This window comes from Fulvimarina manganoxydans, assembly GCF_900176465.1.
Classification (GTDB): Bacteria; Pseudomonadota; Alphaproteobacteria; order Rhizobiales; family Rhizobiaceae; genus Fulvimarina; species Fulvimarina manganoxydans.
In genome coordinates this window covers 1-13,084 of record NZ_FWXR01000009.1, presented here as the reverse complement: position 1 = coordinate 13,084, position 13,084 = coordinate 1, and the positions used below count along the sequence as shown (strand labels likewise).

The 13,084-nt window shown below is 61.3% G+C and carries 9 protein-coding genes, 2 tRNA genes, 1 pseudogene and 1 riboswitch; of the genes and pseudogenes, 5 read left to right on the top strand and 7 right to left on the bottom strand.

All coding sequences use genetic code 11. The features are described 5' to 3' along the window. Positions 1-98: 98 nt before the first annotated feature. The 5 genes from B9A15_RS11220 to thiB all read right to left on the bottom strand — a co-directional run bounded on the left by B9A15_RS11220 (position 99) and on the right by thiB (position 6,997). Positions 99-1,352, bottom strand: a complete 1,254-nt coding sequence (locus B9A15_RS11220) for an ABC transporter substrate-binding protein (protein WP_084410179.1) — start codon at positions 1,350-1,352, stop codon at positions 99-101. 350 nt (positions 1,353-1,702) lie between these two features. Further along, complete coding sequence (locus B9A15_RS11215) at positions 1,703-3,226, bottom strand: M48 family metalloprotease (RefSeq protein WP_084410285.1); 1,524 nt, start codon at positions 3,224-3,226, stop codon at positions 1,703-1,705. A 312-nt stretch (positions 3,227-3,538) separates the two neighbouring features. Then, positions 3,539-4,309 carry a thiamine ABC transporter ATP-binding protein gene (locus B9A15_RS11210; protein ID WP_084410178.1) on the bottom strand — a complete coding sequence of 257 codons (771 nt, stop codon included), beginning with the start codon at positions 4,307-4,309 and terminating at the stop codon, positions 3,539-3,541. Then, complete coding sequence (gene thiP / locus B9A15_RS11205; protein WP_084410177.1) at positions 4,306-5,937, bottom strand: thiamine/thiamine pyrophosphate ABC transporter permease; 1,632 nt, start codon at positions 5,935-5,937, stop codon at positions 4,306-4,308. The genes B9A15_RS11210 and thiP overlap by 4 nt, the downstream gene beginning before the upstream one ends. A gap of 22 nt (positions 5,938-5,959) precedes the next feature. Continuing rightward, on the bottom strand, positions 5,960-6,997 hold the full coding sequence (thiB, locus tag B9A15_RS11200; protein WP_084410176.1) for a thiamine ABC transporter substrate binding subunit: 1,038 nt from the start codon (positions 6,995-6,997) through the stop codon (positions 5,960-5,962). Positions 6,998-7,144: 147 nt separating this feature from the next. After that, positions 7,145-7,258, bottom strand: a riboswitch (TPP riboswitch). A gap of 124 nt (positions 7,259-7,382) precedes the next feature. On the opposite strand from thiB, the gene B9A15_RS11195 reads away from it, so the two are divergent. From B9A15_RS11195 to B9A15_RS11180, 4 genes are all read left to right on the top strand, one after another. Further along, complete coding sequence (locus tag B9A15_RS11195) at positions 7,383-8,036, top strand: thiamine diphosphokinase (RefSeq protein WP_084410175.1); 654 nt, start codon at positions 7,383-7,385, stop codon at positions 8,034-8,036. Between the two features lie 428 nt (positions 8,037-8,464). After that, positions 8,465-8,541 (top strand) — tRNA-Arg (locus tag B9A15_RS11190). Positions 8,542-8,920: 379 nt separating this feature from the next. Further along, positions 8,921-9,079, top strand: coding sequence for a hypothetical protein (locus B9A15_RS22980; protein WP_170923266.1), 159 nt, complete (start codon positions 8,921-8,923; stop codon positions 9,077-9,079). Between the two features lie 331 nt (positions 9,080-9,410). Next, a tRNA-Ser gene (locus B9A15_RS11180) sits at positions 9,411-9,500 on the top strand. A 421-nt stretch (positions 9,501-9,921) separates the two neighbouring features. Here B9A15_RS11180 and B9A15_RS22975 read toward each other — a convergent pair. Further along, on the bottom strand, positions 9,922-10,068 hold the full coding sequence (locus tag B9A15_RS22975) for a hypothetical protein (RefSeq protein WP_170923265.1): 147 nt from the start codon (positions 10,066-10,068) through the stop codon (positions 9,922-9,924). Positions 10,069-10,407: 339 nt separating this feature from the next. Here B9A15_RS22975 and B9A15_RS11175 point away from each other — a divergent pair, with 339 nt between their 5' ends. After that, on the top strand, positions 10,408-12,279 hold the full coding sequence (locus B9A15_RS11175) for a DUF4214 domain-containing protein (RefSeq protein WP_084410173.1): 1,872 nt from the start codon (positions 10,408-10,410) through the stop codon (positions 12,277-12,279). A gap of 349 nt (positions 12,280-12,628) precedes the next feature. Here B9A15_RS11175 and B9A15_RS11170 read toward each other — a convergent pair. Further along, positions 12,629-13,084, bottom strand: a pseudogene (locus B9A15_RS11170) (IS5 family transposase); the annotation flags it as partial.

The following is a 13,084-nucleotide window of genomic DNA, read 5'->3' as shown; positions in this document are numbered from 1 at the left end:
CGTCGATCGTCCGTTGAAAGGAGCGGCCGGAAGGGAAGGCGAGAGACGGCCGGAGCCGCCTCCCGCTATTGGTCCCGATCGGCTCGATCAAGAACCGGTCAGTTGCTCTTGCCTTCGCCGCCAGCGATCGCGGCCTTGGCGACGTCACAGAGGCCATCCTCGATCGACTGGAACGCATCGTCGCCAGGGATCGTGCGGACAATCTTGTAATAGTCCCACTTCTCCTTGCTCTCTTCAGGCGTCTTGACCTGGGCAAGCAGCATGTCGTGAACCATCAGCCCGTCGGCCCGCACCTTGCCGTTGCGGGCAAACGCGTCCTCGATCGGCATCTCCTTGAGCTTGGCGATGACCGTCTTTGCATCGTCGGTGCCGGTCGCCTCGACGGCTTTCAGATATTGGAGCGCCGAGGAATACATGCCGGCTTGGACCATCGAAGGCTTCGCCCCGGTCTTCTCCTCGAATTTCGCGCTCCATTCGCGCGCCTTGTCGTCGAGGTCCCAGTAGAAGCCGGTGGTCAGGGTCAGCCCTTGGGCCTCATTGAGCCCGAGTGCATCCACATCGGTGATGAAGAGGAGAAGCGAGGCGAGTTTCTGGCCGCTCTGGACGATGCCGAATTCCTGGGCCTGCTTCACCGCATTCTGGGTGTCGGTGCCGGCATTGGCGAGGCCAATCACCTGCGCGCCAGAGCTTTGGGCCTGGAGGAGGAATGAGGAGAAGTCCTGGGTGGGGAAGGGCGCCGCCACTTCGCCGACGACTTCGCCGCCATTCTTCGTCACGGCATTGGCGGCCGTCTTCTGCAGATTGTGGCCGAAGGTGTAGTCGGCGGTGATGAAGAACCAGCTCTTATTGCCTTCCTCGAGCATGGCGACGGCCGTACCGTTTGCCAGCGCATCGGTGTCGTAGGTCCAATGGAGGGCGGTCTCGGGCGCGCAGGCCTCGTTGGTCAGGCTGTTCGACGCGCCGCCATTATTGATATAGGCGACGCCCTTCTGGGCGGTCAGCTCCTGCAGCGCGATGCCGACGCCGGAATTGGTGCCACCCAGAATGAGATCAACATTCTCCTGGTCGATCCACTGGCGGGTGATGTTGGAGCCGATATCGGACTTGTTCTGGTGATCGGCGGAGAGGAGCTCGATCGGCGCCCCGTTCACCTCGCCTCCCATCTCGTCGATGGCCATTTGAACGGCTGCGACCGATCCCTCGCCGTCGAGCGAGGAATAGGCGCCGGACATATCCAGCACCATGCCGATCTTGACCGTGTCACCGCTGATCTTGCCGCCGTCCTGCGCATTGGCCGAGATGGCGATGGCGCTGGCGGCGCCCGCCAGCAGAATTGTCTTCAAGCACTTCATTGATAGTCCTCCCTTGGATTGTCTTCATCCGAACGCCACGACTGCACGGCCTTGTGCAAGCTGCCTCCTCGCAGCCGATGACGACGGAATCACGCCATCAGCTTTGCAGGCTTTGAACCCGCAATCCAGGTGAAACCGACAGGAAGATGGGAATGGCGGTTCGCGATGAACCCGCCCGAGGGCTCGTCGCGATCCGGCAAGTGGGAAGACCGCCTTCGGGCTAGAGTGAAACGCGACCAAGTTGGGTCGCATGTTCACTCTAACCTCTTCATTGTCGTAAGCCGTGATCCAAAAAGTCGATCAACTTTTTGGTGTCTTACTTCTAAAGGGCGGCATCGCCGCCGAAACGTCTATTCCGCCACGATCTTGTAACGCATTCCTGGCGTAACACTCTCAGACGGCCCCATTTCGTTCAGAAGACGGAAGAGATCGCGCGGTCGGTCGACACCAACCATCTTGCGGGAAATGCTGTCCACCGTGTCGCCGCTGCGCGCCGTGACCACGCGAATGCGAAGCGGCTTCAGCGAATTGCGTTCCTCGACCGTCAGGAGCCGGAACGAATTGGCGATGGAATCGGCGATCGGACCGATGCGCGCGCTGTTTTCGGACGGGACGGCCGTCAGGAAGCGATAAACCTGGGAGCCGACGCGCACGACGGTCACGTCGAAGGCATAGTCGCCGCCGCGCGCGCGCGCGGAAACCGCCTCCAGATTGCCGATCGGATGGGGCCGGATGGTTGAGCGATCGAGGCCGCCGACCCAGCCGCTGGCGATGTAGTCGGCAAGCGAGGTGGAGGGGGCGAGGGCGACGCCGTCAAAGCGGATCGCGATATCGCCTGGACCCGTCGCAAGAACCGCTTCCGAGGTGTTGTCGATGACGAAGCCTTCCGGCACCTCGAAGGTGATGCCGAGGCCCGGATGATAGAAGCGCCGCTCGCGGACATAGCCCTCGGACGCGGAATCGCCGAACAGCATGCCATCAATGCCCGACAGATAACGGTCCCGATCGGTCGTACCCCCGCCCGAAGGCTTGACCTCGCGCGCATGGCGCTCGGCCAACTCGATGCGCTGGGGCGCCGAGGGGTGCGAGGCCAGGAAGTCGAGATTGGGATTGTTGACTTGGAAGGCGTTGCGGAAATTCGAATAGGCGTCCATCGCCTTCAGGAAGCGAGCGGCGGCAAAGGGATCGAAGCCGGCTTCGGCGATATGGCGGATGCCGAGAAGATCGGCCTCGAGCTCCTGGCGGCGCGAGAATTGGGCCAAGCTCAGCCGATTTCGGGCGAGCGCCATCTTGCCGGCCTGATCGCTGTCGAGAACCTCGGAAACGACGCGGCTCGCAAGCTCGGCCGCGCGCTCCCGTTCCTGGCGTTCGATGCCGTGATTGGCCGCCACATGGCCCATCTCGTGACCGATCACTGCGGCGACCTCGGCCGAATCATTGGCGAGCGCAAGGAGGCCACGCGTGATGTAGACATAGCCGCCGGGCAGAGCGAAGGCGTTGACGTTGGGGGAATTGAGAATGGTGATGTTGTAGGCGCGGTCGGAATCCGGGCTGGTCGCGGCCAGCCGGCCGACGATGCCGGCGAGCATCCGCTCGACCTTTGGATCCGAATAGGCGCCGCCATAGGTCGCCAGAATCTTGGGGTGCTGCGAGCGACCGATCGCCGATTGCGGATCGCCGGCCTGGGCGGTTTCGAAGGTGACCGGGGCCCGCGATGCCGCATAGCCAGTCTTCACGTCGCTCGAAGACAGGCTGGAAAGCCCGTCCTCGATCGTCGTGCAAGCCCCAATCGCCAGAAGACCGGCCAGGGGAAGGGCGCGCGCGAGCTTCCTCGCGGCCCGCCCGTCAGTCCAGGTTCCGCACAATACGATCATCGTCGAGATTGCTGCCCCCGAATTCTCCGTCGACACCCCAGTCGCCGCCCGCCATGCGACGAACCGTGATCCTAGACGCCGAAAGCGCGATCCCAAAGGGTCGATCTGCAACAGACCGTCCGGCATCCACGCATCGGCCGGCATCCGCCGACCCTGTGCCCCTCGAAGCATCGATCGAGCCGGTCTCTTTCGATGCTGCAAGGCCTTGTTTTCGATGGTCCAGCGTCTTTGCAGCGACATCGCACCACTCCGCCCGCGCATTAGAGGCGAATTGAGTTGGAATTGCGTCGCGGCCGAGGTGGTTCGGAAGCCTTAAGAGCTTTCACGCTCCGGTCTTTCGAGATCCCGATCTTGTCTGTCGTCAAGGCCGAGATAGCGTCGAACCGCTTCCGGCGCCGTCTCGCCCAGCATTTGAGACGTCGGACCGACGGCACCAATCCGCCCGGCCTCGATGAAGGCGACCCGATCGGCATGGCCCGCAGCGTCTTCCGGATGATGCGTCACCATCACGATCGTGAGCGGCGGATCGGAGAAGCCTCTGCGAACCTCGCTCAAGACGCTCAACATCTCGCGCCGCAAAGCGGGCCCCAGCGAGGCGAAGGGCTCGTCGAGGAGAAGGAGGGGGCGTCGGCGCAGAAAGGCGCGGGCAAGCGCCGCTCTCTGGCGCTCGCCGCCTGAAAGCTCGCGCGGCAGGCGCTCGGCCTTTCCGCCAAGGCCGACGGCGGCAAGCCCGCGCTCGATCGCCTCTCGCTCGCTGCGTGTGACGCGCCTGTTGGGTGCAAGCCCAAGCGCGACGTTCTTGAAGACGGACAGGTGGGGGAAGAGATTGTCGTCCTGAAAGACGATGGAGAGCGGTCGCTCGGCAGGCGGGGCGTTCGTGACGTCCTGACCGGCGATCCGCAGGGCGCCCGATGCGAGCGGCAGGAAGCCCGCCACCATGTCGATCAGCGTCGACTTGCCGGCTCCGCTCGGGCCGATCAGCGCCAGCCATTCGCCGGGGGCAACGGACAGATCGGCGGTCACCGTCCAGGAGGGCCGGTGGATCGTCGCCTCGATCAGCTCAAGGGCGGGCACGGCGCTCATCGTCCGCTCCCATGGCGAAGCTTCGTGGCGCTCTCCGACGAGGTAATCAGCGTCAGGCACAAGAGCCCGAGAAGGAGGGCGAGGCCTGCCGCATCCTCGGTGCGGTAGCTGCCCATGCGCTGGAGAAGGAGATAGGGCAGGGTGGTGAACTCCCGATTTCCGAACAAGGCGACGGCGCCGAGATCGCCGAGCGAGATGGCGACGGCCAGCGCATAAGCGAGCCCCATGGGGCGCCTGATCGCCGGCCAATCGACGATCTGGAAGCGCGACAGGCCCGCAAGCCCAAGACTGTCGGCGAGCTTTTCCGATCGCCGGTGGCCGGTGGCAAGGGCGGGTCCGAGAATGCGCACGACGAAGGGCACCGCCATCGCCGCATTGGTGAGGACGACCACATAAGGCGCCGCGGCGAAGACGCTTGTGACCTGTCTGAGGCCCAGAAACCAACCGGCGCCGACGACGACGGGCGGCACGACGAGAACGAGGCTGGCGGTGACCTCCAAAGCCCGCCGCGACTGGCGTGCCAAACGTGACCCGCTGCGCCGCTCGCTGCTCGCCAGCGCCTCGATCGCGGCCAGGATCGGCAGCGAGAGGAGAAGGGCGACGAGCCCGGCGCTGAGCGCCACCCAGAGGCTGGTGAGCGCGGCGTCGATCACGGCCTCTTCCGTCAAAAGCCTTGTCAGATCGGCCTTCAGCCCGGCGATGACGACCGCAACGAAGGGTGAGGCGATGAAGAGAAGACCAAGGGCAAGGACGGCACCATCCGCGAGCTTCAAGAGTGCTCCCGTGCGATCGTAGCGCTTGGTGCGCCCGCCGAGCCCGAAGGAGGCGACGGCATCGCCGCCGAGCCGGTTGGCGGCCATGACGAGAAGCGCGGTCAGCACGATCTGGAGGAGCGAGAGCACGACGGCCCGGCCGGGATCGAAGTCGTAGCGCAGGCTCTGATAGATCGCGACTTCGAGGGTCGTGGCGCTGGGGCCGCCGCCGAGAACCAGCACGATGGTGAAGCTCGTCGCGCAGAGCATGAAGACGAGGCTCGCCGCCGCTGGAAGAACCTGGCGGATCGCCGGCCATTCGATCAGGCGAAACGTCGTTGTCGGCGAGAAGGCGAGTTGACCGGCCAGCTTCCAGCTTTCCGCTGGCACCTCGTCGAGGGCCGCCACCATCAACCGCGCGGCGAGCGGCAGGTTGAAGAAGACATGGGCGAGTAGAATGCCCGACAGGCCATAGACATCGAGCCGCGCGAGGCCCGCCATTGCAAGCGCGTCGGAGACGACGCCGTTGCGCCCCCAGACGGCGACGATGGCGAGCGCTCCGACGAGGACGGGCAGGGCCTGGGGCAGGAGAAAAAGCCGCAGGATCGCGCGCCGCCCGGGAAAGCGGGCGCGATGCAGCGCGATGGCCAGCGGAACGGCGCTAAGGACGGAGAGAAGCGTCGACAGCGCCGCCTGTTCGAGGGTGAAGAGGACGACGCCGCGAATATAACGATCGCTCAGACTTTCGCCGAGCGGCAGGCCCGCGCCCGTCGCCAGGACAAGCACGAGAAAGCCGCCGGCAAGAAAGCCGGCGAGGCCCATGGATGCCGCGATGCCGCCGGCAAGCCGCAGGCGCCGATCCGTCGAGACCTTCATGCGCCAAGCAATCGCAAAGGGATCACCGGCCGAGTGCTTCCAACCATTCGCGCGTCCATTCGCGCCGATTCTCCGCGACCGTTTCGGGATCGATATAAAGGGGTTTGTCAACCTTTATGAGCTTGTCGAATGCGGCCGGCAGCTCGACTCCCTCGATCACCGGATAGGCCCAATTGCCCGTCGGGATGATCGCCTGGAACTCCGATGTCAGAATGAAGGCGAGAAAATCGCGTGCGAGTTCGGGCTGATCGGTCCCCTCGATCATCGCCGCGACCTCGATCTGCAGATATTGTCCTTCCGCAAAGGCGGCCGCCTGATAGCGATCCGTGCCTTCCTCGATCATATGATAGGCGGCCGAGGTCGTGTAGGAGAGGACGAGCGGCATCTCGCCAGAGGTGAAGAGGCCATAGGCCTCCGACCAGCCCGGCGTGACGGTCAGAATCCGATCGGAAAATTCCGCCCATTTTTCAGGCGCCTCGTCGCCATAGACGGCCCTGAACCAGAGAAGCAATCCGAGACCCGGCGTCGAGGTGCGAGCATCCTCGATGGCGATCTTCTGTTCCGGATCGCCGGTGACGAGCTCGTCGAGGCTCTTCGGCCAACTCTTCACCGCTTCGGTGTCCACCATGACGGCGAGATAGGAATAGTCGAAGGGCACGAAGACGGGATCGTCATAGGCGATCGGCAACGCCAGCGGCGAAAGATCGACGCCGCTTTCGGCAAAGAGACCGGTCGCCTTAGCCTCCGGCACGAGATCGGTGGTCAGCCCGATGACCACATCGGCCGGCGTCGAGGGGCCTTCGAGCTTCAGCCGGTTGAGGATCGCAACCCCGTCTTCCAACCCTTGAAACTGAAGATCGCATCCGCAACGGGCCTCGAAGGCCGCCTCGATCTTGGGGCCCGGCCCCCAATCGGGGACGAAACTGTCATAGGTATAGACGGTCAGGACCGGCTTTGGGGCGTCTTGCGCGAAAGCCGAACCCGTCATCGCAATGGCTGAGGCCGTCGTGAGTATGGCCAATCGAGACAGAATATCGGACTTTGCTCTAAGCGCGGACATAACAGGTCTCCTGCCGCAGGCTTTTCGCCTGCCTTGACGGTCGTGAACCGAGGCCGCGCGGGATCAGGCGAACGGCATTCGGCGTGGCTATCCAGGCGGGAATGCAAAGGGAAGGGTGGCCTGAAGCGTCCCGACGACGAAAACGGACGCGTCATGGCTCGCAATCCCTCCGCCGGCATGACCCGGATCAGGTTCGAGGGGTTGGCGAACCCGCCTCTCAGCCCGTCGCATTTGCGCGCGAGGGCACCCCCTTGTGAGCGTTGATCGAGACAATAGGGCAGTCGGCGCGCTTTCGAAAGGGCGCGCTTCGTTCCAAGCCGCAACGAAGGCTGGTTTCCACAGATGCTGCGCCGCGCTATGCGCGTTCGCCATGACAGAGTTCGCCATGACAGAGTTCGCCATCCTTCTCGCCGGGCCCATCGAGCCGACCGATCGCCTCCTGCAGCGCGTCGCCAAACGACGGGTGATCGCCGCCGATGCCGGCATGCGCCATGCTGGCCCTCTGGGGGTTGTTCCAGAGCTTTGGGTGGGCGATTTCGATTCCGCGCCGCCGACCACCGGTCACTTGCGGGCGGTCGAGCGCTTGTCCTTCTCGCGCGACAAGGACCAGACCGATGGCGAGATCGCCATCGAAACTGCCATCGAACGTGGTGCGAAAAGCCTTCTTCTCGTCGGCGCTTTGGGCGGGCCGCGCAGTGACCACGCCTTTGCCCATCTCGTTCTCGCCCTGCGCTATGCCGAGGCCGGCTTTGCGGTCGAGCTCTTCGACGGGCGGGAAGAGGGGCATCCGCTCCGCCCCGGCGTTCCCCGCCAATTGGTCCTTGCCGCCGGGACGCCCTTCTCCATCCTGAAATTCACCGACCTGTCTGGCCTCTCGATTGCAGGCGCGGCCTATCCGCTCGAAGGCATCGATTTGCCTTTCACCTCGATTCTGACCCAATCGAACGAGGCCCTCGGACCGATCACGATCCGCATCGAGGCCGGCCGCGCCATTCTTCTTGCCCAATCAGCGCCGGATGAAGCCGGAAGCATCAAATAATCGCGTCGCTCAGCTTCTTCTGGAACGGATACGGCTTGGCGCGGGCCAATCTCGGCCGCGTGTTCAATTGGCGAGAGGTCTTCAACCAGCGAACATATGAAAGCATCGGTTTCGAATGTCCGCTGGCAGCCCGAGCGGCGCCTCAGCCCGCCGGGTTGCGGGTGGGCCTATCAAATCGATGATTTTCCAAGGCCCCCAGTGTCGGAGCCCGCTGGGCTTTTTCGACAGACGCCCCGCAATTCCCCTATGCTTGACCCTTTACCGCCAAAGGGCGTCGAGACAACTGTTCTCCGCCGCCGCGCCAGGCGCAAGCGGAACGAGTTAATCCGCCAAGTATGCCACTAAAGGCACAGAGCCCGTCGCCTGGCCAAATTTCCAGCCCGCCCGGTTCCGTCCTACGCCCGTTTGGCCTATAAGCGATCCCGGACGGTCCCGTAGCTCAGCAGGATAGAGCATCAGATTCCTAATCTGAGGGTCACAGGTTCGAATCCTGTCGGGATCACCAACGATTTCAGGCGCTTGCGACTATCTTCGATCCCGTGCCCGAGCGCAATGGGGACGCAGGCGTTTCAAATGACGTGATTCGATAGGCAGCGCGGCATTTCAAATGAGCAATACCGTCAATCCTTAGCGTCACTGGGGTGCGGCGGCGAATTCGCGACAGATCGGCAGTGCGTTTGACACAGGCTCTTTGACCAGCCGAAATAGGCCTCTTCGTTGACCAACGCGTGCCGGTCTTGGATGAGCACCGCGACGAGGCGCGAGGGCGTTAGTCAGCAGTCCGTTATGGCCAGGGCGGCTTCAGTGGCTCGCTATTCGAGAACCACCAGCAAGAACCTGCCCTGCTCATCGACGGGACATCGTTACTGGCGAAGGAAAGGCCCGTGACTCCCCATGGCATCCCGTTTCATGGCCAACTGGCCGATCTTCGCGCGAACGCCCCCGACCGTCTTCTGGGCCGCCGTCTCAGCATCGGCACCAATGCCCGGATCGAAGGATTACCCGGCTTCCTCATGCAACTGTCTTTTTCAAGCCTAAACTGAGTACGGGTGAACCCTGTCGCGCCGCGGCAGTTCCACGACCCTCGCCTGCACCCTCAAGCGCAGATCCGCGCCTTGAGCGCGGAATCGATCATGCGGCTCGTCGTCTTCAACATTCTTCGCTCGGACGATCATACGGGTGAGACCTGTCCCCACTTCGCTGCGGGTCTCAAAATCGGCCCCCTTCAAATCCGAAGGCTGCCGCACAAGATCGAATTTCTCGGTCTTGCGAAACCACAAATCACCACTGTGACGCCTCAACCCATCATTTTACATCGCCAAGGCACTTGGGATGGGGTTGCGAAGTGGGCGGAATATGATAGTCGGACTGCGTGGAGAGGTGGCCGAGTGGTCGAAGGCGCTCCCCTGCTAAGGGAGTATACCGGAGACGGTATCGAGGGTTCGAATCCCTTCCTCTCCGCCACGGATTTCACGTAAGCAACTGTTATGAAATAGAGTTTTGAGCGGTCTCGAAGCTCTTCCCCATTTTCTTCCCCACTCCCATTGATCGCTTGTCGTCAGGAGATTCGATCGTTTTATCCGCCATTTTACGCATAAGTTTGCGGGCGGAAGTCGCGTGAACAGAGTTGGACCTCGATCAGAACAGGCCGAGGGGCGCCGGCTAGTCCACGTGACATGGGACGCAACATCGCGCGCCACGCGCCATGGCGCTTCACGGTGGCGTGGACTTACCTCGCCGAGGGGCGAGCGGCATCCCGATCGAGACGACGAACCATCATTGAAATCGTGGTGATTGGGTGTGACTATCATGGTCATACCTTCGCCGAAGGTGCCTTTATTTCGGGGACAGCTTGCTCGGAGGCCTATTGAAGAGGCCCTTCAATCTATTTCCGAAGCTCACTGATGATATGCGGGATAGTCTCGAAATCGAGGTCACGGGAGATCGCGGCAAGCTCGGCCGCCGCCTCGAAATTCAATACCATCTTGACGAACCGACGAACAAGCTCAGCCATCTCGGTGATCTCGGGCAACTCCACACTCATAACAGTCTCACCGGATAATATTTCGTCCGCGATCCATTAGCCGAGTTTGCGCAGTGACGCTATTGGTCAGTTTGTCTGATATTTGCGGAATGTAAGTGGCCAGCGCTTGGTCGCCGGGATTATATTCACGGCTCGTTAGCTTGTACGTCTCGCCCCAAACATCCAACGTCAGGAAGAATGCAGCTTTTCAAGCGCCAGAGAATCTGTCGCCGTTTATTTTTCCGTACACAGGAATAATTTATTTACCTTGCTTTTTTTCAAACGACTGTGCGTCATATCGCGCTGGCGACATCGCCGTAACTGTCGTTTTCAAGTCGGACGCTCCCCATGGAAGAACAGTTTATCATTGAGCTTTATCAGCGTCTCGCATTGCGGGAACCCACGCAAGAAGAGATTGATCAAGGGCTTGCTGCAATTGCTGATCGCGGGCAAGATGCCTATGCGACAGAGATTGCCGAAACCGAAGAAGTCGTCGAGATCCAGACGGTCGTCCTGCCGATCATCAGCCTCTATCAGGCCTTCCTGGAACGCACGCCTGAGCCCGCTGGCCTAGAATTCTGGACGACAGCGATCCAGAACGGCTCGCTCAATTTCGGTGACCTCATCCAGAGCTTCGTGACGACCAACGAATTCGCCATCGCCAATCCGGGCATTGGCGCGAACCCGACCAATGAGGATCTGGTCAACCTCTTCTACACCAACATTCTCGGCCGCGTGCCGGATGCGGAAGGCCAGGCCTTCTGGCTGAGCGCTTTGCAGAACGGCACGATCCAGGCCGGCAACTTTACCACTACCTTCATCGGCTCCTCGGAAATCCAGGGCGATATCGGCGCCGCGCTCCGCGCCTATTATGCCGATGTGAAGGACGGCCAGATCGACGATCCAGCAAATGGCGGATCCCTTCGCGGCGATGGAACCGGCGGAGGAGGCGGTAGTGGCGGAGGAGGCGGTAGTGGCGGAGGAGGTGGTGGTGGAACCCCGTATTATTCAGTCGCTGCGGACTCATCAGCTTTGGGCAGCGACGGCCAGATCACATTCACTGTTACGGCTCAGTCGAGCCCAGCGCTGACTACCGTAGCGTTGACAGGGATCGACCCCGCAGATCTGGAAGACGGTCAGACCTCCATGGCGCTCACGAGCATTGGCGGAGGGAGATATACGTTCACTGTGGATCTCACGACCGACGCTTTGACGGCCCAGAAGGCGTTTACGGTGGAGCTGACCGACACCAGCTTCACATTTGATGTCGCGGTCGGAACGGCCGGAGACGACGACTTTGTGTTGTCTGGAGGGCGAGCTTTTGTATTCGGGCGCGAAGGGTTCGATCGCATTGATCACGGTGCGCTTACTGAGGCAATCAGAGTGGAAAATACCTCCCCTCTGAACGGAACGGTTACTTATTCAGATGGCACCACCACGGACTACATCGACGTCGATTTCGTCATAGGGACATCAGCCGCTGACCAATTCGTCAACCTAGGAGGGCCAATCCGATTCGAAGGTAGGGGCGGCGTTGATTCCTACACCGGAACGCAAGGGCCCGATCAAGACGGCCTCGTCTTCATGGGCTCACCGGCGGCAGTCAATGTTGATGCTTCCCAAGGCATCATACTCGATGATGGATATGGTAATCAGGAGACTTTCCAGGGGTTTGAGCAGATCAATGGTAGTGCCTTTGACGATCGGCTGGTCGGATCGGCAATAACAGAACGACTTCGAGGAGGTGATGGGGATGATTTCATCAACGGAAACGGAGGCCGGGACCGACTTACTGGCGGTAACGGCGACGACACTTTTGTATTTAACGATGTCTCTGCGTCTCAGGGTACTAGCCGCTCGGTTCTTCTAGATTTCAGAGCAAACGGTGATAGTGATCATATCGATGTTGGAGGTTTTAGCGGGACTGCAATGGGGCCTCTGTTCGAGATCGATATCGGCACAACAATTCTCAATGATGCAGTGGCTTTTGAATCCGCGATACAGAATGCGGGCGTAGCCGGTTCGAATTTCGCGGCTCTTGTCAAGGGTTACAGTGCCGCAGAGGATTTTTACAAGTATTATGTCTTGATCGACGATGGTGATGGTTCATTCAACATAACAAATGACTTAACAATTGAGCTGAACGCGGAACCAGGAGACGGTGGAAGCAGTATCGTAACTGGGTTCGGTCAAGATTGGTTTCTCCCTTTGATTAACTAAACGGCCTGGGCGAGCCGTTGAGTTTGGAGTACGGCTCGCCTACCACAAATGGCCTAATGCGGAGCGGCTCGGAACGCTTGCGAGCGATCATTGGCGCTCAGCATCGCGGAAAATCCGGTGTTACAAATGCTGCACCTGAAATGGTCTCAGCTCGCAGGCGGGCGCAAGGGAAAGCTCGACGAATGTCGTCGCGGTACCGTGCGCTGGTGGCGGAGTCTTCCTCCAACGGAAGAACACCTCCGCTCTTCCTCAATTTGAGGACGTGCAAACGGGAACCCGATCCATCCAATTTCGCTTGAAGGCTGCCAGCGAAGGGCGGCCAATGTCGCCTAGGCTCAGGACTCATTGATCAAAGCCAGAAGATGACGGCGGCAGCGATGCAGATGGCCGAGAAGAAGGTGTGGGCGCACCGGTCGTAGCGTGTGGCAACGCGCCGCCAGTCCTTGAGCTTGGCGAACAGGTTCTCGACCTTGTGGCGTTGGCGGTAGAGCGTCGTGTCGTATGCGTAGGGGGTTTTGCGGCTTCGGCTGGACGGGATGCACGGCTCGATGCCCCTGGCTTCCAGTTCCGCGCGGAACCATGCGCTGTCGTAACCGCGATCCGCGATCAGGTGTTCGGCCGCAGGCAAAGCGTCGAGCACGAGACGGGCGCCCTTGTGGTCGCTCATCTGGCCTTCCGACAGGAGCAGGATGATCGGTCGCCCTTCGCCATCGCAGACGGTATGGAGCTTCGAGTTCAATCCACCCTTGGTGCGCCCAATACGACGGGGAACATCCCCTTTTTAAGCAGGCTCGCCGCCGTGCGG